Source organism: Pseudomonas sp. Pseusp11, assembly GCF_047304405.1.
GTDB lineage: Bacteria > Pseudomonadota > Gammaproteobacteria > Pseudomonadales > Pseudomonadaceae > Aquipseudomonas.
Genome location: NZ_JBGLZF010000027.1, coordinates 62,083 through 85,784 on the forward strand (window position 1 = coordinate 62,083; position 23,702 = coordinate 85,784).

A 23,702-nucleotide genomic window follows, 5' to 3' on the forward strand; every position below is an offset into this window, starting at 1 on the left:
TCTTTTCGATCACCCCTCCGGCCGCAAAATCAACACCGCCAACGGCGGCAAATTCAACACCAGGGAAAGTGCCTGCCCATGGCTCGGTTCTTCCTCGGTGAACACCCCGCCACCGTTACCGTAATTGGACCCGGCATAGGTGTCGGCGTCGCTGTTGATCAACTCGACCCAGCGCCCGGCAAACGGCACGCCGACGCGGTAGGACTGACGCGGCACCGGGGTGAAGTTGGCCACCACCAATACCGGCCTGCCCTCCTTGCTCCAGCGTAGCCAGGCATAAACGCTGTTGATCGCGTCGTCGCCGATCAACCACTGGAAGCCCTGCGGTACATCGTCCTGATCGTGCAGGGCCGGCTCTTCGCGATACAACCGATTCAAGTCGCCGACCAGTTTGCGCACACCCTGGTGTTCCGGATATTGCAGCAAGTACCAGTCCAACTGCTGATCGTGATTCCATTCGCGCCACTGGCCGAACTCGCAGCCCATGAACAACAGTTTCTTGCCCGGATGGGTCCACATGAAGCTCAGGTAAGCCCGCAGGTTGGCAAATTTCTGCCAGCGATCGCCGGGCATTTTGTCGATCAGCGAATGCTTGCCGTGCACCACTTCGTCGTGGGAAATCGGCAGGATGAAACGCTCGGACCAGGCATACACCAGGCCGAAACTCAGCTCATTGTGATGATGGGCGCGGTACACCGGATCCTGCTGAATGTAATGCAGCGAATCGTGCATCCAGCCCATGTTCCACTTATAAGCAAAACCCAGCCCGCCCTGTTGCGTGCTCTGGCTGACACCCGGCCACGCGGTGGATTCCTCGGCAATCACCAGTGCACCCGGCGCTTCCAGGGCCACAACGTCGTTGAGATGGCGCAGGAAATCGATGGCCTCCAGATTCTCCCGACCGCCGTGACGGTTGGGCACCCACTCGCCAGCCTTGCGCGAGTAATCGCGATACAGCATCGACGCCACTGCGTCGACCCGCAGTCCATCGACATGGAAATGCTTGAGCCAGTGCAGCGCCGACGCCAGCATGTAGCCGTGCACCTCGGTGCGGCCCAGGTTGTAGATCAGCGTGTCCCAGTCCTGGTGAAAGCCCTCCATCGGGTTGCCGTATTCGTACAACGCGGTGCCGTCGAACTGCGCCAGGCCATGGACATCGGTCGGGAAATGCGCCGGCACCCAATCAAGGATCACGCCGATTTCGGCCTGGTGACAGGCGTTGACGAAAGCGGCAAATTCATCCGGCGAGCCGTAACGGGCGCTCGGGGCGAATTGCGACAACAGTTGATAACCCCACGAACCACCGAACGGATGTTCCATGATCGGCATCAATTCGATGTGAGTGAAACCCAGCTCTTTCACATACGGAATCAGCCGCTCGGCCAGCTCGGGCCAGGTGTACTGACGGGCGACTTCGCCCAGGTCATCCAGTTCGCATTGCCAGGAACCGGCATGCAACTCATAGATCGACAGCGGTGCACTGGTTCGCTGACGCTCGCTGCGGGACTGCATCCAGTCCTGGTCCTGCCAGTCGACTTTCAGTGGCGAGGCGACTTTTGATGCGGTGTCCGGAGGCAGCGCGGTGGCCAGGGCCATCGGGTCGGCCTTGAGCGGCAGAATGCCGTGGGCGCCGAGGATTTCGTATTTGTAGGCTTCCCCCGCTTGCAGGCGCGGAATGAACAACTCCCAGACACCGGAAGGATGACGCAGGCGCATCGGATGCCGACGACCGTCCCAGACGTTGAAATCGCCGACCACCGAGACCCTTCTGGCATTCGGTGCCCACACGGCGAAACGCACGCCATCCGCGCCATCGACCGTCTTCAGCTGTGCGCCGAGGCAACCGCTCAGGTCGCGGTGATTACCCTCGGCGAACAGGTACAAGTCCATCTCACCGAGTAACGGACCAAAGCTGTAGGGGTCTTCGGCCAGTTGCTCGCCGCCGGCCCAACGGGTTCGCAACAAATAGGGCCGTGCCTGTTCGAAATGACCGACGAACAGCCCCGGGGTTTGGGTGGCCTCAAGGCTGCCGAGTTCTTCTCCGGAGGCCTTGTCCACCACTTGCACACTCAAGGCATCCGGCAGATAGGCCCGAATGAATTGCCCGCCGGCGCCATCACCGTGCGGGCCGAGAATTGAGAAGGGATCCTGATGTTCGGCGCGTACCAATGCGTCGATGTCCCGCGCCTTGGGCAGCAGCGCCTCTTTAACGTGCCCCTGTTCCTTGTTCGAGAAACTCATGACTACTCTCCACCAAGATCGGAAAAGGGTTTAAGCCCACTCAATAATCCATATAAACCGTGTAAAGGCACCGGTAGCCAGGTGGGGCGATTTTCCGCCTCATAGGCCACTTCATAAGCCGCCTTCTCCAGCCCGAACAACGCCAGCGCAGCGTCCTCGCCTTCGGGATCTTGCCATGCATGAGCAAGACTAGCTGCCGCCAGCCGATAAGCGTCGACAAATGATTGTCGCGCCTCTTTCAAATAGCGATCGGCGACCCGTTGACGCGCCGCCTGGGCATCCGCCGTGTTGTCGACGTTGTGTACATTGATCGCCATCGCCGCGGCGTAATCGAAGGAGCGCAACACGCCGCTGACGTCTTTATAGGGGCTGTGTTTACCGCGGCGCTCACGCAGCGGCCGCGCGGGTTCACCCTCAAAATCGATCAGGTAGGCATCGCCCTTGATCACCAGCACTTGCCCCAGGTGCAAGTCACCGTGGACGCGAATGCGCAGACCACCGGCCGCTTTCTTACCCAGTTCCTGAACATGGCTGAGGATGGCTTTTTTGTTGTCCAGCAATCGGCTGACCAACGTCTGGTCCGCCGCGCTCAGTTCTGTTTGATGTTGCTTGAGCAGCTTCAGCGCGTGCTCCAGTTGCGCCGCTACATCCTTGGCCGAGGCCAGCGCCTCTTTCTGGCTGGTGATTTGTGGCGCGAAGTCTCGGTTGGCGCTTGGGGTCGCCAGTACCTGATGCATCTCCCCCAGGCGCTGGCCGAGCATGCCGGCAAAATCCTTCAGCTCGCCGAGGGCGTTGTAGTGCTGTTCCTGTTCGGAGACGGCATCGGCGAGTTCGTCGCGAAGCGCCCGTTCGAGGTTGTTCTGGGTCCATTCCCACGCATCGCCCTGATTGCTCAAGTAACCTTGGGCGATCATCAACAGCGTGTCCTCGCCCGCCGCATCGCGACGAATCACCGCCCCCAGCAGCGGCGAAATATTTTTGAAACCTGCGTGGGTCAGGTACGCGCTCATTTCCAGTTCCGGATGCACACCAGACGCGACCTTGCGGATCAACTTCAACACCAGACTGGCGCCGATCACTACCGAACTGTTGGATTGCTCGGCAGACAGGTAACGCACTTCCGACTCGGCGCTCAGCCCCAGTTTGGCCAATTCGTCGGTTGGCTCGAAACGGATCTCGCCACCGTCCGACGGCAGCACCGTGCTGGCCAGCAACCCCTGCAACACCGCATGAACAAAGCTGTCGAGGCTGAAGGCGTCGGTGATCAGGCCGACCTGGCGACCGCGCCGGACCCTGGCCAGCGCCAATTGCTGCGGCAACGCCGCGCCAACCTGTTCCTCGGAAATAAAGCCGAATGGCAACTGATAGCGGCTGGTCTGGCCAGCGCTGGTGACGTCGATTTCACTCAACAGCACTGGATGCTGCGGGTCGCCGAAGCGCACGCCGTAAGCGAGATTGACGCTGTCGATGGTGCCGTCCTTACCGGCGAACCAGCGGCGATTCTGCAACCAGCTCGGCAAAATACCCTGCTCCAGCGAGTGCCGGGACGGCGCTTCGAGCAGCTCTTCCATGCGCTTCATCAGCACCAGGGTGGTGAAATCCGGCAGGCTTTGCGCCGGCTCCACGTGCCAGCTCGGCATCTGGTTCTCCGCCGCCAGGCCGAACCAATAGAAGCCGTAAGGCGCCAGCGTCAACAGGAAATTCAACTGGCCGATCGGCGGAAACGCATTGCCGCCGAGCATCTCCACCGGGACCATGCCGACATACGCCGACAAATCCAGCTCCGCCGCTTGCGCGCTGCGGGACACGTTGGCCACGCACAAAATGATCTCGTGCTTGCCGTCCGCGCCGGTGAATTCGCGGGTATAGGCCAGAATCCGTCGATTGCTCGGCGACAGCATCTTCAGCGTGCCGCGACCGAAGGCCTTGGACTGCTTGCGTATCGCGAGCATGCGCCGGGTCCAGTTCAACAATGAATGAGGATCACCGGCCTGGGTTTCGACGTTAACCGACAGATAGCCGTATTGCGGGTCCATGATCGGCGGCAACACCAGGCTGGCCGGATCGGCGCGGGAAAAGCCGCCGTTACGGTCGATTGACCATTGCATCGGCGTGCGCACACCGTCGCGGTCGCCGAGGTAGATGTTGTCACCCATGCCGATTTCATCGCCGTAATACAGGGTCGGCGTGCCGGGCATCGACAGCAACAGACTGTTGAGCAGCTCCACGCGACGACGATCGCGCTCCATCAATGGCGCCAGACGCCGGCGAATCCCCAGGTTGATCCGCGCCCGACGGTCGGCCGCATAGTAGTTCCACAGGTAATCGCGCTCCTTGTCGGTGACCATTTCCAGGGTCAGTTCATCGTGGTTGCGCAGGAAAATCGCCCACTGGCAGTTGGCAGGGATTTCCGGTGTCTGGCGCAGAATGTCGGTAATCGGGAAACGATCTTCCTGGGCCAGCGCCATGTACATGCGCGGCATCAGCGGGAAGTGAAACGCCATGTGGCATTCGTCGCCGTTCTGGCCTTTGGCGTCGGTGTTTCCAAAATACAACTGAGTGTCTTCCGGCCACTGATTGGCCTCGGCCAGCAGCATGCGATCGGGGTAATTGGCGTCGATTTCGGCGCGGATCTGCTTGAGGACGTCGTGGGTCTCGGGGAGGTTTTCGTTGTTGGTGCCGTCGCGCTCGATCAGGTAAGGGATCGCGTCCAGCCGCAGGCCGTCGATGCCCATGTCGAGCCAGTAGCGCATCACCGACAGCACCGCTTTCATCACTTGCGGGTTGTCGAAATTCAGGTCCGGCTGGTGGGAATAGAAGCGGTGCCAGAAGTACTGACCGGCCACCGGGTCCCAGGTCCAGTTGGACTTCTCGGTGTCGAGAAAGATGATGCGGGTGCCGTCGTATTTCTGATCGTCATCAGACCAGACGTAGAAGTCGCGGGCCGCCGAGCCGGGCTTGGCCTTGCGCGCGCGCTGGAACCACGGGTGCTGGTCCGAGGTGTGGTTGATGACCAGTTCGGTAATCACCCGCAAGCCACGTTCGTGGGCCTCGGCAATGAAACGCTTGGCATCGGCCAGAGTGCCGTAGTCGGGGTGCACGCCCCGGTATTCGGCGATGTCATAGCCATCGTCGCGTCGTGGCGAGGGGTAGAACGGCAACAGCCAGATGGTGTTGACGCCCAGATCGGCAATGTAATCGAGTTTGGCGATAAGGCCGGGAAAGTCGCCGATTCCGTCATTGTTGGAGTCGAAAAAAGACTTAACGTGAACCTGGTAGATCACCGCATCCTTGTACCAGAGCGGGTCTTTGATGAAGGTGGCAGACCTGGGTTTCTTCGCCATTTGAAACTCCTGTTGAATTCGAATAAAACCGCCGGACCTGTGGCGAGGGAGCTTGCTCCCGCTCGGCTGCGAAGCAGTCGTAAAACCTGCAAATGAGGTGTGACTGACATATTGTCTGGGGCCGCTGCGCGACCCAGCGGGAGCAAGCTCCCTCGCCACAAAAGCCCACTTGCCACAGTCAAGAAGCGGTAATCCGCCAAATCCCGAACGGCAGATGCCACGGTTCGAACCGCATGAACTGGTACTTGCCGTGCCAGGTCCAGCGGTGGCCGTTCATCAAGTCTTCGCCCTGGGTGCTGGCATCGTCGGGCAGGCCCATTTCCCACAGCGGCAATTCGAAATTCGCTTCCTGGACGTTATGTGGATCGAGGCTGACCGCCACCAGAATGAAATTGCTGCCATCCACGCTGCGTTTGCCGAAGTACAGAATGTTGTCGTTCCAGGCGTTGTAGACCTTCAGGCCCAGGTGCGTGTGCAGCGCCGGGTTCTGCCGGCGGATGCGGTTGAGCTGGGCGATTTCGGCAATGATGTTGCCCGGCGCGGTGAAGTCCCGTGGGCGAATCTCGTACTTCTCGGAATTGAGGTACTCCTCCTTACCCGGCACCGGCGCCGCTTCACACAGTTCGAAACCCGAATACATGCCCCACAAGCCAGAGCCCATGGTCGCCAGCGCGGCACGAATCAGAAAACCGGCGCGCCCGGATTCATGCAGGAACGCCGGGTTGATGTCCGGTGTATTGACGAAGAAATTCGGTCGGTAGCATTCGCGCCACGGCGACTCGTTGAGTTCGGTGAAATAGGTCGCCAGTTCGGTCTTGGTGTTGCGCCAGGTGAAATAGGTGTAGCTCTGGGAGTAACCGACCTTGCCCAGACGCGCCATCATCGCCGGCGTGGTAAAGGCTTCCGCCAAAAAAATCACCTCGGGGTACAGCGCCCGCACATCGGCGATCAACCACTGCCAGAACGGCAACGGTTTGGTGTGGGGGTTATCAACGCGAAACAGCTTCACGCCCTCCTCGACCCAACCCACCACGATGTCTCGCAACTCGATCCACAGACTGGGAATCGCTTCCACGGCATAGAAGTCGACGTTGACAATGTCCTGGTACTTCTTCGGCGGGTTCTCGGCGTATTTGATCGTGCCGTCCGGCCGCCAGTTGAACCAGCCCGGATGCTGTTTGAGCCACGGGTGATCCTGGGAACACTGAATCGCGAAGTCGAGGGCCACTTCCAGCCCGTGCTCGGCCGCCGCCGCGACGAGCCGGCGAAAATCTTCGCGGCTGCCCAGTTCCGAGTGAATCGCCTCATGCCCGCCTTCTTCGCTGCCGATGGCGTAAGGACTGCCCGGGTCGTCGGGGCCGGCGGTCAGCGAGTTATTCGGGCCTTTGCGGAAGCTGCGGCCGATCGGGTGGATCGGCGTGAAGTACAGCACGTCGAACCCCATATCCTGGATCATCGCCAGCCGCGTATGCACATCGTTGAAGGTGCCGTGCCGGGCCGGGTCATCGGTGATCGAGCGCGGGAACAATTCATACCAACTGGCGAACTGCGCCAACTCCCGCTCCACGTCCACCGGAAATTCAGGACTCAGGCTCACGAAGGGACGATGATCGGCCTGGGCCATCAAGTCCGCGCTGCGTTGGTGCAAAAACAAGGCGACCTGCTCGGTTTCGAGCAGACCGGACAACTCATGGTGCAACGCCGCCAGTTGTTCGCTCAGTTGGCCTTCGCTGCGTTCGGCCGCCTGCTGCACATGAGTGCGCCCTTCCTGCAGCTCCAGGCTGACTGAGACGCCGGCCATGTGCTTTTTTTCCAGCTCATAACAAAAGCTGGCGTACTGATCGATCCACGCTTCAAGGCAGAACACATAGCGGCCCTGCTTCTCGACACGGAACTGGCCCTGCCAGCCGTTATTGCCCAGCTCGACCATCACCTCGCTCTGCCAGGTATCGTCGCCCTCGGCACGCCAACGAATGCGCACGGCCAGTTTGTCGTGACCGTCGGCAAACACTTTGCTGGTCACCACCACGTCCTGACCGACCACGGCTTTAACGGCGAATTGCCCGCCATCGAGGGTCGGCATGGTGTTTTCAATCACGATACGCGGCAGCAGTAACGCCTGGGACAGCGGTATATGCGGGTTGTAGCTCAGTTCTGTGGGTTTTTCAGCGGTCATCGAGCATCTCTCCTTACGCCCCAAGGACGCTCTTGTGCCTGGTCATCACTCACACGAAGCGATCTGCCCCGAGATGAACTCAAGGGTATGAACACACATAAGTTCCGAGCCACAGGCGCCGGCAAAGTTCAGAGGGATTTGCCAGGTCCTTCGGGGAATCGAATCCTTCGGGCACGGGTCAACCAACTTAAGCACGACTCACGCCATCTATCGGTTGCACAGAACAATCACCGGCCAATGCGTCCTAACACTTAATGAATCCGCAAAAAAGGCCTCCTCCATGACCGTGCGAATCGAAAACCAGACCTGCTTCTTCATCACCGAGGACAGCGAAGAAATTCGCCTTTGCCCTGATATCACCATAATCACTGACGAGGAAAAATCCATGTCGGCAGTGGACTTCGACGGCCGGCGTTTCTACATCACCGAAGCAGAAGCCGACGCATTGACCGTAGCAGGCGCCGTGGACGGTCGCCGGCATTTGAAGGCAACGAACAGTGATTCGGTGATTTGACTGACCCGCATCAACACACCCCGCCAGCGCCTGACATAGGTACTTGCAGCCCGCCCTTGCGGGTGCATCAAGTTGTCGCAGGCGGGTGTGGGCAATCCATCTGATCCGCTTTTTATTGCGCTAGCTGAGTCTGTTATGCAAACAGATCGCTGGTCATAGTGCTCAGGCCTGATGGAGGCTGATGAGCGAAAGACCATGAGCGATAGAATCCCCGTCCGAACCGTTGAACCTGCCTCGTTTATAAAAAACAATGAGCCTTCGCGTCCAAAGATGAAGGCCAAGTCCAGCGACAACCTGATCCACACCCGCAGCTTCACCGGCCTGTTCCGCACCCTGCGCATGAGCGGCGCGGGGTTTCTGTTTCTGCTGTTCTTCGGCACGGTATGGCTGAACTGGGGCGGCCGCCAGGCGGTGCTCTGGGACCTGTCCGAAAGCAAATTCCACATCTTCGGCGCGACCTTCTGGCCCCAGGATTTCATCCTGCTGTCGGCGCTGCTGATCATCGCCGCCTTCGGTCTGTTTGCGATCACCGTGTTCGCAGGCCGGGTCTGGTGCGGTTACACCTGCCCCCAGAGCTCCTGGACCTGGATCTTCATGTGGTGCGAGAAGATCACCGAAGGCGAGCGCAACCAGCGGATCAAGCTGCAAGCCGCGCCCTGGGGCCTGAACAAACTGCTCCGCCGCTCGGCCAAACACACCTTGTGGCTGGCGATCAGCCTGCTCACCGGCCTGACCTTTGTCGGCTACTTCACACCGATCCGGCCCCTGGCCGAAGAGCTGCTGACTTTGCAAATCGGCGGTGTCAGCCTGTTCTGGGTGCTGTTTTTCACCGGCGCCACTTACATCAACGCCGGCTGGCTACGTGAAGCCGTGTGCATGCACATGTGCCCGTATGCGCGGTTCCAGAGCGTGATGTTCGACAAGGACACCCTGACCATTTCCTACGACGTGGCTCGCGGCGAAAACCGTGGCCCGCGCAAACGTGAAGTGAAACCCGCCGAGGTCGGACTGGGCGATTGCATCGACTGTCAGGTGTGCGTCCAGGTTTGCCCGACCGGCATCGACATCCGCGATGGCTTGCAGATGGAATGCATCGGTTGCGCCGCATGCATCGACGCCTGCGATTCGATCATGGACAAAATGGGTTACGACCGAGGGCTGATCAGCTACACCTCGGAGCATCAATTGCAGGGTGGCAAGACCCACCTGCTGCGCCCGCGCCTGATCGGTTACACCGCGGTGCTGTTGGTGATGATCGGCGCCTTCGCCCTGGCCCTGGTGGAACGGCCGATGGTCTCGCTGGACGTGAGCAAGGACCGTGGCCTGTTCCGCGAGAACAGTGAAGGCCAGATCGAAAACATCTATAGCCTGAAGGTCATCAACAAGACCCAGCAACGTCAGGATTACCGTCTGACGCTGGTCGATGACGACGGCTTCCAGTTGCAAGGCAAGACCGAACTGAGCCTGGCCCCCGGTGAAATTGTCGATGTGCCGGTGTCGGTGGCGATGACCACGGAACGGCCAAGCAGCAGCTCGCAGACGATCAGTTTCAAAATTGTCGACAGCGATGAGCCGGACATCTATAGCGTGGCCAAGAGCCGGTTTGTTGCACCGATGAACCGCTGAGCCTTTAAGATGCAATCCTTTGTCCTGTGGCGAGGGGGCTTGCCCCCGTTCGGCTGCGAAGCAGTCGCAAAACCAGACAACTCGGTATGTCTGAAAAATGTAGGGGGCCGCTTCGCGACCCAACGGGGGCGAGCCCCCTCGCCACAAAATGCACAATTCACTAACCGGGCACTCGATGAAACGCTACGAAAAATTCGCCGACGACATCGCTGAACTGATCCGCTCCGGCGTACTTGGCCCCGGCCATCGGGTGCCGTCGGTACGCTACGCCAGCCAGACCTACGGCGTCAGCCCGTCCACGGTGTTCCAGGCCTATTACCTGCTCGAACGTCGTGGCCTGATCCGCGCGCGACCGCGTTCCGGCTACTTCGTCAATGCGCATGCACCAAGCCCGTTCTCGGAGCCGGTGATCAGCAGCCAGGTCAACGAGTCCACCGAAGTCGACGTCAGCGAACTGGTGTTCTCAGTGCTGGACTCGATCAAGGACCCGACCACAGTACCCTTCGGCTCGGCCTTCCCCAGCCCCACGCTGTTCCCGCTGCAGCGCTTGTCCCGCTCGCTGGCCAGTGCTTCCCGGGAGATGGACCCGCGCATGGTGGTCACCGACATGTCGCCGGGCAACCCGCAACTGCGTCGGCAAATCGCCCTGCGCTACATGGTCGGCGGGCTGATGCTGCCGATGGAAGAACTGCTGATCACCAACGGTGCGCTGGAAGCGCTGAACCTGTGCCTGCAAGCCGTCACCGAGCCTGGCGATCTGGTGGCCATCGAAGCCCCGGCGTTTTACGCCAGCCTGCAAGTGCTGGAACGGCTGAAGCTCAAAGCCGTGGAAATCCCCGTCCACCCGCGAGACGGCATCGACCTCGGCGTACTCGCCCAGACCCTGGAACGGCACCCGATCAAGGCCTGCTGGTGCATGACAAGTTTCCAGAACCCCATGGGCGCGACCATGCCCGAGGCGAAGAAACAGGAACTGGTGGAGTTGTTGCGCAGCCATCAGGTGCCGCTGATCGAGGATGACGTCTACGCCGAGCTCTATTACGGCCAACAGGCGCCGAAACCGGCCAAGGCGTTCGACACCGAAGGGCTGGTGATGCATTGCGGTTCGTTCGCCAAGAGCCTGGCCCCCGGCTACCGCATCGGCTGGGTCGCCGCCGGGCGCTATGCGCAGAAAATCGAACGGCTGAAACTCATGACCTCGCTGTGCGCTTCGATGCCTGCCCAGGCCGCCATCGCCGATTACCTGCAACACGGCGGCTACGACCGGCACCTGCGCAAACTGCGTTACGCCCTGGAAGAACAGCAAAGTGCCATGCTCGCCGCCATCGCCCGCTACTTCCCGGCCCAGACCCGCGTCAGTCAACCGGCCGGCGGTTACTTCCTGTGGCTGGAACTGCCACCGCAGATGGATTCGTTGAAGTTGTTCCAGATGGCATTAGCGCAGGGGATCAGCATTGCACCGGGGCCGATTTTTTCACCGACCCAGCGGTTCAGGAATTGTATTCGGTTGAATTACGGCAGCCCGTGGACCGAGGATTCGGAGAAGGCGATGGAGACGTTGGGGCGGATTGTCAGGTCCTTTTAACAGCGCCCACAGGCGCGTAGGAGCTGCCGAAGGCTGCGATCTTTTGATCTTGCTCCTGATCTTTACCGCCCCCCACCCAAATCAACAAACGTCCCGGTCGCATACGACGCCTTATCCGACAACAACCACACAATCGCCTCCGCCACTTCATCCGGCCGCCCACCGCGTGCCATCGGAATCGCCGATTCCAGCTTGCTGACCCGGTCCGGATCGCCGCTCAATGCATGGAAATCGGTGTAGATGTAACCCGGACGCACCGCATTGACGCGAATCCCCTCGCCCGCCACTTCCTTGGACAGGCCGATGGTGAAGGTGTCCAGCGCCCCCTTTGACGCGGCGTAATCCACGTACTCGTTGGGTGAGCCCAAACGCGAGGCGACCGAGGAGACGTTGACGATGCTGCCGCCCTGCCCGCCGTGTTTGGGCGACATGCGCAAAATCGCGTGTTTGGCGCAGAGGATCGGAGCCAGGACGTTGGTCTTGAGGATTTTCAGAATGCGGAATTCCGACATTTCGTCGATCCGCGACTTTTGCCCGACGGTGCCGGCGTTGTTCACCAGCGCGGTGACCCGGCCCAGTTCGGTGTCCACCCGATGAAACAGTGCGATCACTTCGTCTTCGATGCTGACGTCGGCGCGCACGGCGATAGCTTGGGCGCCGCGAGCGCGGACTTGCTCCAGCACACTGAGCGCCGCCTGTTCGTCGGACTGATAGTTGATGCAGATCCGATAACCTTGCTCGGCGGCCAACAGGGCCGTGGCGGCACCGATTCCGCGGCTGCCGCCGGTGATGACGATGACTTTGTCCATGCAGGCTTTCCCCCGTTCCAAGCGTAAGCAGTCGGGGCCAAGAATAACCGCCATTGGCGGGTTTTGCATGGGTCCACATCAAGGGGCATGGTACATCTTGTAGCAGCTGCCGAGCCTGCGAGGCTGCGTTCGGCGGCGAAGCCGTCGTGAAATGGGCTATCGCGGTGTGTCGGCACAACCTTGCATGTAGGGTTTACGACGGCTTCGCCGCCGAACGCAGCCTCGCAGGCTCGGCAGCTGCTACAGGTACGACGTCCCCAACCTGTTCCGCTCGGTGAATGTCGACCATGAAGCGATCGGCCGGTAGCGGGTGCCCGAGCAGGTAGCCCTGCAACGAGTCGCAGCCCAGCTGGGTCAGGAAGTCCTGCTGGACACCGGTTTCCACCCCTTCGGCGACGATCCGCAGGCCCAGCGCCTGGCCCAGGGCGACGATGGCCGAGACAATGGCCGCGTCGTCACTATCGTGCTCCAGATCGCGGACGAAACCCCGGTCGATCTTCAGCTCATTAGCCGGCAGGCGCTTGAGGTACATCAAGCTCGAATAGCCGGTACCGAAGTCATCGATGGACAGGTCGACGCCCATTTCCGACAGCTCCTGCAACACCGTCATGCTCGCATCGGCGTCGCTCATGGCGGTGGTTTCGGTGATTTCCAGGGTCAGGCTGTTGGCCGGCAGATGATGGGTGGCCAGGGCTTTGGCAACGCTCTGCACCAGCCCCGCATGGCAGAATTGCAAGGCCGAGAGGTTCACCGCGATACGCCAATCGGTGTAACCGAGCACGTACCACTCGCGCATCTGCCGGCAGGCTTCGTTGAGCACCCACTCGCCAATCGGAATGATCAGCCCGGTCTTCTCCGCAAGGTCAATGAACGTGTCCGGCTGCAGCAGGCCCAGGGTCGGATGCTCCCAGCGCAGCAACGCCTCGGCGCCCACCGGTCGGCCATGACCGGCGTCGAATTTGGGCTGGTAATAAAGTTTGAACTGTTGCTGGTCGACGGCACTGCGCAAGTCCTGGAGCAATTGCAGCTGTTTGCGCGCGTTGCTGTTCATCGAGGCGTCGAAGAAGCGATGACCGTTTTTCCCGGCGCCTTTGGCGTGGTACATCGCGGCATCGGCGTTCATCAGCAACTCATCGGCCGTCTGACCGTTGCCCGGATAGAGCGCGATGCCGACACTGGCGGAAATCTGCAAGTCATGTTCTGCGACCCGGAACGAGCGCGCAATCAACCCGACCTGACGCTCCGCCAGGCTCAGCGCATCGTTCGGCTCGTTCAGGCGCACCAGCAACACGAACTCGTCGCCGCCGATCCGCGCCAGGGTGTCCTGGCTACGCAGGTCTTCGCGCAGGCGCAGTGCAACTTCGCGCAATAGCTGGTCGCCCATGTGATGGCCAAACGCATCGTTGACCGGTTTGAAGCCGTCCAGATCAATGAACATCAACGCAAAACAGCCGCCCTGCTCCTGCACTTTCGACATGGCCTGATCGATACGGTCGGCCAGCAACATGCGGTTGGGCAAACCGGTCAGGGTATCGTGCAGGGCCAGCTGAGTGAGTTCGCGGTTGGCCACGGTCAGCGAATGGGCGAGGTCCGCGGTGCGAGCCTCCAGGCGGGCATCGAGGATCGATGTCAGCAAGGCGATGCTCAGTATCGCCAAGGTGGTGATCAGCACCAGGCTGTCCAGCCCCTTGCCGTTCAAGCCGCTGACCGCCGCACCACAGAAACTGCCGACGGCAAAGCGCGCCGCGGCCATGCCGGTATAGTGCATGCCGACGATGGCGATACCCATGATGACTGCAGCACCCGCACGGAACAGGCGAACATGCGGCGTGTGCTGGCGCAGGCGGAAAGCAATCCATAACGCCGCGCCCGACGCGCCGACGGCAATCAGCAGCGACGCGCCAAACAGCGTCGGGTCGTAATCGATGCCCGGCTGCATGCGCATGGCGGCCATGCCGGTGTAATGCATGGCGCTGATACCAGCGCCCATGACCAGTGCGCCGAACGCCAGTTGCCAGGCCGGCAGCCGTGGCTGACTGACCAGCCACAGAGCAAAACCACAGGACAGGACCGCGATCAACAGCGACAGCGCCGTGAGGGTGGTGTCGTAGCCCAGGTCGATTGGCAATGTGAACGCAAGCATGCCGATGAAATGCATCGACCACACGCCGATGCCCATCGCAAAAGCGCCGCCCGCCGTCCATAAATGCACCGCTCGGCCCTTCGCCGTGGCGATGCGTCCGGTGAGGTCAAGCGCGGTATAAGAGGCCAGTATCGCCACGCACAGCGATATGAAAACCAGCGTAAGGGAATAACTACCAATGAGCATGGGATTTCTCGCAACAGCCCCCGCCATACTGTGTTTGTTCTCGGGGAGCAAAGCCGGCGATTGTACTGATTCCGCGGACGAACGCACTCACAAAGTAATCAAAAGGCCACCAAGATGATTGTGGCGAGGGAGCTTGCTCCCGCTGGACGGCGAAGCCGTCCCAAAGATGCTCACGCGTACATTCAGACAAAACGGATCAATCGGTTTGCGACTGCTTCGCAGCCGAGCGGGAGCAAGCTCCCTCGCCACAGGGACGGGGTTATTGCTTGTCGCTCACCTGAAGCTGCCCGTCCCACCCACCGCCCAGCGCAGCAATCAATTGCACGCTGGCAATCAACCGACTCTGCAACAAGTTCAGCACGTTGCGTTCGTTGTTCAACGCCGTGGCCTGAACCACCACCACATCCAGATAAGCGATCAACCCGGCCTTGTACTGGTTCTGGGTCAAGCGAAGGGACTCGCGCGCCGCATCCAGAGCTTCCTGGCGCACGACCGCTTCGTCTTCCAGCACCTTGAGCTGCACCAGGTAATTTTCTACCTCGCGAAAACCATCGAGCACGGTCTGGCGGTACTTGGCGACAGTCTCGTCGTAAGCCGCTTCACTGCGATCGACTTCGGCCGAGCGCTGCCCGCCGTCGAACAGGGTCATGGCCAGTTGCGGCCCGACCGACCAGAAACGGTTCGGCAGGCTGATCCAGTTGGCGTAAGTGCTACTGCTATAACCGCCGTTCATGTTCAGGGTAAGGTCCGGGTAATAGGCAGCTTTGGCCACGCCGATGTTGGCGTTGGCGGCCATCACCGAGCGCTCGGCGGAGGCGATGTCCGGACGGCGTTCCAGCAACTGTGAAGGCAGGCTCAGCGGCACTTGAGGCAACGCCGGAATGTCTTTGGTTTCGGCCAGGCTGAATTCGGCCGGCGGCAGGCCGGTCAGCACGGCGATGGCGTTCTCGAACTGCGCGCGCTGCCAGATCAGGTCGACCATCTCCGCCTGAGTGGTTTTGAGCTGAGTGGTGGCCTGGGCCACCGCATCCTTGCCGGAGACGCCGGCGCGGTACTGGTTTTCGGTCATTTTCAGCGAGCGCTGATAGGCCTCGACTGTCGCTTCCAGCAGGCGTTTCTGTTCGTCGATCACCCGAAGTTGCAGGTAGTTCTGCACCAGTTCCGATTGCTGGCTCAGGCGCATCGCCGCCAGGTCGGCAAAGCTCGCCTGGGCATTGGCCGTGTCGGCTTCCAGGCCTCGGCGCAATTTGCCCCAGATGTCGGCTTCCCAACTGACCCCGGCCTGTGCCGAATAAGTGTCACGGATACCGCTGGACGAACTGCTCAGGCTCGAACTGCTGCTGCCGGTGCCCTGGCTGGAGCGGTTCTTGCTGACGGTCAGGTCCACCGTCGGGAAAAATGCCCCCCGGGCACTGCGCACCAAGGCCTGGGCCTGACGGTACTGGGCCTCGGACTGGGCAACGGTCTGGTTGGCGCTGTTAAGCTTTTCGATCAGGCCGTTGAGCTGCTGATCGCCATACAGCTCCCACCAGGCACCGCGCGCCAACGAGTCGCTGGGGTTGGCCTGACGCCAGCCGGCCGCCTCTTTGTACTGCGCAGGTGCGGCGGTTTGCGGGCGCTGGTAATCCGGGCCGATGGCGCAGGCGCTGAGCATTGCCACGCACAGCGACAAGCTCAGCAAACGCGAGCCTCGGGCCGTGATCAGCGGTGCAGCCAGGTTGAGAAGCGAACGGTCAGTCATAGCGGAGTTTCCAGAGCAGCATCGGTACGCACCCCACGCCAGCGGTTGAAACGATGGCGCAGTTTGTCGAGATAGAGGTAAACCACCGGGGTGGTGTAAAGGGTCAGCACCTGGCTGAAGACCAGCCCGCCGATGATGGTCAGGCCCAGCGGCTGACGCATTTCCGCCCCTTCGGCGCGGCTCAGCAGCAACGGCAAGGCACCGAGGATCGCCGCCAGGGTGGTCATCAGAATCGGTCGCAGCCGTTGCAGGCAGGCGCTGCGGATCGATTCCAGCGGCTCCAGGCCCTGGTGCCGTTCCAGTTGCAGCGCCAGGTCGATCATCAGAATGGCGTTTTTCTTCACAACGCCAATCAACAGGAACAGCCCCAACAAGGAGATCAGGCTGAACTCACCGCCCAGCACATAGATCGACAGCAGCGCGCCGACCCCGGCCGACGGTAAGGTCGAAAGAATGGTCAGCGGATGAATGTAGCTTTCATACAGCACACCCAGCACCAGATACACCGCGACCAGCGCGCCGAGAATCATCCACGGCTGGCTCTTCTGTGCGGCGGCGAAGGCGTCGGCGGTGCCGGCCATTTTCGCGATCACGTCTTCCGGCAGGCCGACCTTGGCAATCGCTCGTTCGATGGCTGCCGAGCCCTGCTCCACCGTCACCCCTTCGGCCATGTCGAAGGCGATGCTTTCCGAAGCGAACTGGCCTTCGTGGCTGACCCGGTCGTTTTCCAGGCTGCTCTCATAGTGGGCGATGGTCGACAACGGAATTCGCGCGCCGTCGGCAGTGATCACTTTGACCTGGTTCAGGGTGACCGGGTCCTGGGCGTATTTCGGATTGACCTCCATCACCACCTGATATTGGTTGAGGCTGTCGTAGATCGTCGAAATCTGCCGCTGGCTATAGGCGTTGTTCAGCACCGCCGTGACCATGTTCATGTCCACGCCCAGCCGCTTGGCCTGATCGCGATCGACGATCAGCGTCACTTGCTGGGCGCCACGGCCTTCGCGGGCGTCGATCGCCGTCAGCTCAGGCAGGGCCTTGAAGGCGGCAACGACTTTCGGATACCACTCGCGTAACGCACCGAGATCGCCACTTTGCAGGATGTAGGAGTACTGCGAGGTGGTTTGCTCGCGACCGCCGCCGAATTGCAGGTCCTGGTCGGCCATCAGCATCAACTGCGCACCGGGCACCTTGGGCATTTCCTTGCGCAAACGCTCGATGACTTTCTGCGCGGACAGGTTGCGTTCCTTGATCGGCTTGAGCCGCACCAGCATGAACGCGTTATTGGTGCCGTTGTTGCCACCGATGAACCCTGCAACGCTTTGCACCGCCTCGTCCTTCAACACCGCGCGGCGGAAGGTTTCCATCTTCGGCTGCATCACGCTGAACGACAGGCCATTATCGCCGCGCACAAAACCGATCAGCTGGCCGGTGTCTTGCTGGGGAAGAAAGGTTTTAGGAACAACAACATACAGCATAATGTTTACGCCAATCGTCACGAACAGACTGAGCAAGGTCAGTCGGCGGTGACGCAGCACCCAGTCGAGGCTGGTGGCGTATTTGCCGACCATCCACTCATTGGCCCGCTGGCTCCAGCGTTGCAGACGGTTTTCCTGCCCCGGCGTATGCGGCTTGAGCCAGCGCGCACAAAGCATTGGCGTCAGCGTCAGCGACACCAGCAACGACACCACGATAGCCGCCGCCAGGGTGATGGAAAACTCGCGGAACAGGCTTTCGATGATCCCGCCCATGAACAGGATCGACAGGAACACCGCCACCAGCGAGACGTTCATCGACAGCAGCGTGAAGCCGACTTCCTGCGCCCCGAGGTACGCGGCCTTCATCGGCGGAACGCCCTTGTCGATGTGTCGGGAAATGTTCTCCAGCACCACGATGGCATCGTCCACTACCAGCCCGGTGGCCAGAATCAGCGCCATCAGCGACAGGTTGTTCAGGGAGAACCCATAGAGGTACATCACCGCAAACGTACCCACCAACGATACTGGCACCGCCAGGGTCGGGATCAGCGAGGCGCGAAAGTTACCGAGGAACAGGAACACCACCAGAATCACCAGCGCCACGGCAATCAGCAGGGTCATTTCCGCTTCGTGCAGGGTGGCCTTGATCACCGGCGAACGGTCCATCGCCAGGTTCAGCTTGACGCTGGCCGGCAGCACCGCCTGCAATGCCGGCAACTGCGCCTTGATCTCGTTGACCGTCTCGATGATGTTGGCGCCGGCCTGGCGGTTGATCACCAGCAACACCGCTGCGTCGTCATTGAAGAACCCGCTGTTATAGCGGTCCTCGACGCTGTCGCTGACCTTGGCCACATCCTTCAATCGCAGGGCCGCGCCGTCTGCGTAGTGAATGATCAGCGACTCGTAATCCTTGGCCTTTTCCAGCTGATCGTTGGCCTGGACCTGCCACAGCCGCTGGCCGTCTTCGACCGAGCCCTTGGGCCGGCGCACGTTGGCGTTGGCGATGGTGGTACGCACATCGTCCAGCGCCACGCCGTACTGGTTGAGCGCCTGGGGTTCGAGTTCGATGCGCACCGCCGGCAACGAACTGCCGCCGATCTGCACTTCACCTACGCCCTGCACCTGGGACAGGCTCTGGGACAGAATGGTCGAGGCCAAGTCGTAGAGCTGGCCTTTTTCCAGTACATCCGAGGTCAGCGACAGCACCATGATCGGCGCTTGCGATGGGTTGACCTTCTTGTAGGTCGGCATGCTGCGCATCCCGCTCGGCAGCAGGTTGCGCGAGGCGTTGATCGCCGCCTGCACTTCCCGCGCCGCGCCGTTGATGTCGCGGTCCAGGTCGAACTGCAGAATCACCCGGGTCGAGCCCTGGCTGGAGCGGCTGCTCATGGTGTTGACCCCGGCGATGGTGCCGAAGGAACGCTCCAGCGGCGTGGCCACGGTTGAGGCCATGACCTCTGGGCTCGCTCCAGGCAGACTGGCCTGAACCACGATCACCGGAAAATCCATCTGCGGCAGGGGCGATACCGGCAACAGGCCGAAGCTCACGCCGCCCAGCAGCATGATCGCCAGGCTCAGCAACATCGTCGCGACCGGGCGCTTGATGAAAGGTCCGGACAGGTTCATGGCTGCTCTACCGGGTCCACGGACTGGGCCTTACGACCCCAGCGCCGCCCGAGGCGGTCGAAGTACAGGTAAATGACAGGCGTGGTAAACAGCGTCAGCACCTGACTCACCAGCAAGCCACCGACCATCACCAGACCCAAAGGCTGGCGCAACTCCGCGCCGGAACCGGTGGCGAGCATCAGTGGCACCGCGCCGAACAATGCCGCCAGGGTGGTCATCAGAATCGGCCGGAAGCGCAGCAGCGCCGCCTGATAGATCGCAGCCTGCGGGTCCATGCCCTGATTACGTTCAGCCTCGAGGGCGAAGTCGATCATCATGATCGCGTTCTTTTTCACGATACCGATCAGCAAGATGATGCCGATGATCGCGATCATCCCCAGGTCATTACCGCTCAACAGCAGCGCCAGCAAGGCGCCGACCGCCGCCGAGGGCAAGGTCGAGAGGATGGTGATCGGGTGAATGTAGCTCTCGTAGAGCACGCCGAGCACGATGTACATGGTCACCACCGCCGCCAGAATCAGCAGCAAAGTGCTCGACAGCGACGCCTGGAATGCTTCGGCCGCGCCCTGGAACTGGGTCTGCACGCCAATCGGCATACCGATGTCTTTCTGCACCTGATCGATGATCTGCACCGCATGCCCCAACGCCACGCCGGGCGCCAGGTTGAACGACATCATCACCGCCGGGAACTGGCCGATGTGGGTGATCGCCAGTTGCGCCTGACGCTCCTCGACATGCGCCAGGCTGGACAGGCGCACTTGCCCGCCATCGGTGGTCTTGACGTGAATCTGGTTCAGCGCATCGGGGCCGATCTTCTCGCCGGACTGCGATTGCAGCACCACGCGGTACTGGCTGGCCTGGGTGTATATGGTGGAAATCTGCCGCTGGCCGAAGGCGTCGTAGAGCGCATCGGTGATGTTCGACACCGATACGCCAACCCGCGACGCCGCATCGCGGTCGATCACCAGATAAACCTGCAAACCTTTGTCCTGCAAATCGCTGGCAACATCGGTCAGTTCCGGTCGTTGCGCCAGGGCTTCGACCAGACGCCCGCTCCACAGGTTGAGCAACTCGGCATCCGGCGACGACATGCTGAACTGGTACTGCGTACGGCTGACCCGATCTTCAATGGTCAGGTCCTGCACCGGCTGCATGAACAGGCGAATGCCAACCAGCTTGTCCAGCTCCGGTTGCAAGCGGGCAATGACTTGGGTGGCGCTCAGGTTGCGGTGGCTGTGGGACTTGAGGTTGATCAGTAACCGACCGCTATTAAGCGTCGAGTTGTCGCCATCGACCCCGATGTAGGACGACAGGCTCTCGACCGCAGGGTCAGCCAGAATCACCTTGGCCAACTCCTGCTGGCGCTCGCTCATCGCCGCGAAGGAAATCGACTGCGGCGCCTCGGAAATCCCCTGGATCACCCCGGTGTCCTGCACCGGGAAGAACCCCTTGGGCACCACCATGTACAGGAATACGGTCAATGCCAGGGTGCCGATGGCAACCAGCAAGGTCAGCGGCTGATGCTTGAGCACCCACTGCAACTTGCGCCCGTAGGCGGCGATCATCCAGTCGATGGTCGCGCCACTGGAGCGGTAGAACCAGCCCTGATCTTTTTCCTTGGGCTCACGCTTGAGCAACCGCGCGCACATCATCGGCGTCAGGGTCAGGGACACCACCAGCGAAATCAGGATCGCCACCGCCAACGTGATCGCGAACTCGCGGAACAAACGCCCCACCACATCGGCCATGAACAGCAACGGAATCAGCACCGCGATCAACGACAGGGTCAGGGAAATCAGGGTGAAGCCGATCTGCTTGGCGCCCTTGAGCGCCGCTTGCAGCGGGCTGTCGCCCTCTTCGATGAAGCGGGAAATGTTCTCCAGCATGACGATCGCATCATCCACCACGAAACCGGTGGCGATGGTCAGCGCCATCAGGGTCAGGTTGTTGACCGAAAACCCGGCGAGGTACATCACGCCGAAGGTGCCGATCAACGACAGCGGCACCGCCACCGACGGAATGATCGTGGCACTGGCCCGCCGCAGGAACAGGAACGTGACCATCACCACCAGGGCGATGGCGATCAGCAGTTCGTGTTGCACATCGGTGACCGAAGCGCGGATGGTCTGGGTGCGATCGGTGAGCACCGTGACGTCGAGGCCGGCCGGCAGGTTGTCGGTGATGCTCGGCAGCAAGGCCTTGATCCGGTCGACCACCTCGATGACGTTGGCGCCAGGCTGACGCTGGATGTTCAGCAGCACGGCCTGGTTTTCATTGGCCCATGCCGCCAGGCGTTCGTTCTCGGCGCCGTCGACGATCTCCGCCACATCCTTGAGCCGCAACGGCGCGCCGTTTTTATAGGCCAGAATCAGGTTGGCGTAGTCCTTGGGTGACGTCAGCTGGTCGTTGGCGTCGAGCATCGACACCCGGGTCGGGCCGTCGAAGTTGCCCTTGGGCTGGTTGACGTTGGAGGCACCGATCAAGGTGCGCACATCCGACAGGTTCAGGCCGTTGGCCGCCAGGGCCTCGGGGTTGACCTTGATCCGCACCGCCTGACGCTGACCGCCGGCAATAGTGACCATGCCGACGCCGCTGATCTGGGCGATTTTCTGCGCCATACGGGTGTCGACCAAGTCATTGAGCTTGGGCAGCAGCATGGTTTTAGAGGTGATGGCCAGGGTCAGCACCGGGGTATCCGCCGGGTTGACCTTGTTGTACACCGGCGGCGCCGGCAAATCCTTGGGCAGCAAATTGGTCGCGGCGTTGATCGCGGCCTGCACTTGCTGCTCGGCGACGTCCATATTGATGTCGAGGCTGAACCGCAGGGTCAACACCGAGGCACCGCCGGAACTGGTCGAGGCCATCTGGGTCAGGCCGGGCATCTGGCCGAACTGACGTTCCAGCGGCGCGGTCACGGCGCTGGTCATGACATCCGGGCTGGCGCCGGGATAGAGCGTCATGACGCGGATGGTCGGGTAATCGACCTGGGGCAATGCCGACACCGGCAGCAGCCGATAAGCGATCACACCGGCCAGAATAATGGCCAGCATGCTCAGGGTCGTGGCGACCGGGCGAAGGATGAACGGCCGCGAGATGTTCATGCGCCGCCCTTTTTCGCCTTGTCGGTGGTCGCCGGCTCGCCTGGGGTCGCCGCCGATTTGCCTTGCAGATGTTCGGTCGGAGTGGTCGGTACATCCTTGCTGTCGTTGACCACTTCCACTTCGCTGCCGTCCTTCAGGCGGTCGGTGCCTTCCAGCACCACCCGATCACCGATGGCCAGGCCTTCGGTGATCACGGTGTTTTCCCCGTCACTGGCGCCGACTTTCAACTGGCGGATGGTGACCTTCTTGTCGCCGTCCAGCGCATAGACGAATGTGCCGTTGGTGCCGAACTGGATCGCCGCCGAGGGTGCAAGCACCACATCTTTAAGGGTATCGGCCAGCAGGTGCACGTTGACGAACTGATTCGGGAACAGCGCTTGATCGCGGTTCTCGTAGCGGGCCTTGAATTTCAGGGTGCCGGTGGTGACGTCGATCTGGTTATCGAGGCTCTGCAACACGCCGGTGGCCTGCAATTGGGTGTCGCCGCGGTCCCAGGCTTCGGCGGGCAGCTTGGCGCCGGTGCGATAGCGGGTCAGCACGGTGTCCAGGCTATTTTCCGGCAAGGTAAACGCCACGCTGATCGGCTGGGTCTGGGTGATGATCACCAGCGCCGTGGTGTCGTTGGCCGCCACAAGGTTGCCGACGTCCAGCTGCCGCAGGCCCACACGCCCGGTGATCGGAGCGCGGATCTTGGTGAATTCGAGATTGAGCTTGGCGTCGTTGACCGCCGCCTGATTGGTCTTGACCGTGCCCTGATACTGGGCGACCAGCGCTTCGGCGGTGTCCAGGGTTTGCTTGGCGATACTGTCTTCGCGGTACAGGCCACGATAACGCTCGACGTCGACCTGGGCGTTTTTCAATTGCGCCTGATTCTGCAGCAAGGTGCCTTCGGCCTGGAGCAAGGCATTCTGATAAGGACGTGGATCGATCTCGGCCAGCAGGTCACCCGCCTTGACCATCTGCCCTTCTTCGAAATAGACCTTGACCAGTTCGCCACCGACGCGGCTGCGCACATTGATGGTGTTCAGCGCCGTGACCGTGCCCAGCGCCTTGTAATACAGCGGAAAATCGCCTTTGACCACCGGCGCCACGCGCACCGGAACCGGCCCCGTCGCCCCGCCGAATCCCGGAC

12 protein-coding genes are annotated in these 23,702 nt (G+C 61.2%); 3 read left to right on the forward strand and 9 right to left on the reverse strand.

Translation table 11 applies throughout. The features are described from left to right. Positions 1-9 precede the first annotated feature (9 nt). From glgB to ACCC96_RS21085, 3 genes are all read right to left on the reverse strand, one after another. Entirely contained in the window at positions 10-2,241 is a 2,232-nt protein-coding gene (glgB, locus tag ACCC96_RS21075; protein ID WP_258668602.1) for a 1,4-alpha-glucan branching protein GlgB, read from the reverse strand. Between the two features lie 2 nt (positions 2,242-2,243). Beyond that, positions 2,244-5,585, reverse strand: coding sequence for a maltose alpha-D-glucosyltransferase (treS, locus tag ACCC96_RS21080; protein ID WP_413696803.1), 3,342 nt, complete (start codon positions 5,583-5,585; stop codon positions 2,244-2,246). 178 nt (positions 5,586-5,763) lie between these two features. After that, the gene (locus ACCC96_RS21085; protein ID WP_413696804.1) at positions 5,764-7,761 is read right to left on the reverse strand and encodes an alpha-1,4-glucan--maltose-1-phosphate maltosyltransferase; all 1,998 of its coding nucleotides are present in this window, start codon (positions 7,759-7,761) and stop codon (positions 5,764-5,766) included. Positions 7,762-8,041: 280 nt separating this feature from the next. On the opposite strand from ACCC96_RS21085, the gene ACCC96_RS21090 reads away from it, so the two are divergent. The 3 genes from ACCC96_RS21090 to mapR all read left to right on the forward strand — a co-directional run bounded on the left by ACCC96_RS21090 (position 8,042) and on the right by mapR (position 11,486). Next, positions 8,042-8,275: a DUF3203 family protein gene (locus ACCC96_RS21090; RefSeq protein ID WP_019579267.1), complete on the forward strand. Its 234-nt coding sequence runs from the start codon at positions 8,042-8,044 to the stop codon at positions 8,273-8,275. Between the two features lie 195 nt (positions 8,276-8,470). After that, on the forward strand, positions 8,471-9,901 hold the full coding sequence (gene ccoG / locus ACCC96_RS21095) for a cytochrome c oxidase accessory protein CcoG (protein WP_258668608.1): 1,431 nt from the start codon (positions 8,471-8,473) through the stop codon (positions 9,899-9,901). 175 nt (positions 9,902-10,076) lie between these two features. Next, on the forward strand, positions 10,077-11,486 hold the full coding sequence (gene mapR / locus ACCC96_RS21100; protein WP_018926134.1) for a GntR family transcriptional regulator MpaR: 1,410 nt from the start codon (positions 10,077-10,079) through the stop codon (positions 11,484-11,486). A gap of 62 nt (positions 11,487-11,548) precedes the next feature. On the opposite strand, the gene ACCC96_RS21105 is transcribed toward mapR, so the two are convergent. The 6 genes from ACCC96_RS21105 to ACCC96_RS21130 all read right to left on the reverse strand — a co-directional run. Next, entirely contained in the window at positions 11,549-12,295 is a 747-nt protein-coding gene (locus tag ACCC96_RS21105) for an SDR family oxidoreductase (protein ID WP_018926135.1), read from the reverse strand. 193 nt (positions 12,296-12,488) lie between these two features. Further along, the gene (locus ACCC96_RS21110; RefSeq protein ID WP_413696805.1) at positions 12,489-14,624 is read right to left on the reverse strand and encodes a putative bifunctional diguanylate cyclase/phosphodiesterase; all 2,136 of its coding nucleotides are present in this window, start codon (positions 14,622-14,624) and stop codon (positions 12,489-12,491) included. Between the two features lie 259 nt (positions 14,625-14,883). Then, entirely contained in the window at positions 14,884-16,365 is a 1,482-nt protein-coding gene (locus ACCC96_RS21115; RefSeq protein WP_413696806.1) for an efflux transporter outer membrane subunit, read from the reverse strand. Beyond that, positions 16,362-19,469, reverse strand: coding sequence for an efflux RND transporter permease subunit (locus ACCC96_RS21120; protein WP_413696807.1), 3,108 nt, complete (start codon positions 19,467-19,469; stop codon positions 16,362-16,364). Before ACCC96_RS21120 ends, ACCC96_RS21115 begins: the two co-directional genes overlap by 4 nt. Further along, positions 19,466-22,570, reverse strand: coding sequence for an MdtB/MuxB family multidrug efflux RND transporter permease subunit (locus ACCC96_RS21125; protein ID WP_413696808.1), 3,105 nt, complete (start codon positions 22,568-22,570; stop codon positions 19,466-19,468). The genes ACCC96_RS21120 and ACCC96_RS21125 overlap by 4 nt, the downstream gene beginning before the upstream one ends. Continuing rightward, on the reverse strand, positions 22,567-23,702 hold a 1,136-nt coding region (locus tag ACCC96_RS21130), incomplete at its 5' end, for an MdtA/MuxA family multidrug efflux RND transporter periplasmic adaptor subunit (protein ID WP_413696809.1). The genes ACCC96_RS21130 and ACCC96_RS21125, both read right to left, overlap by 4 nt.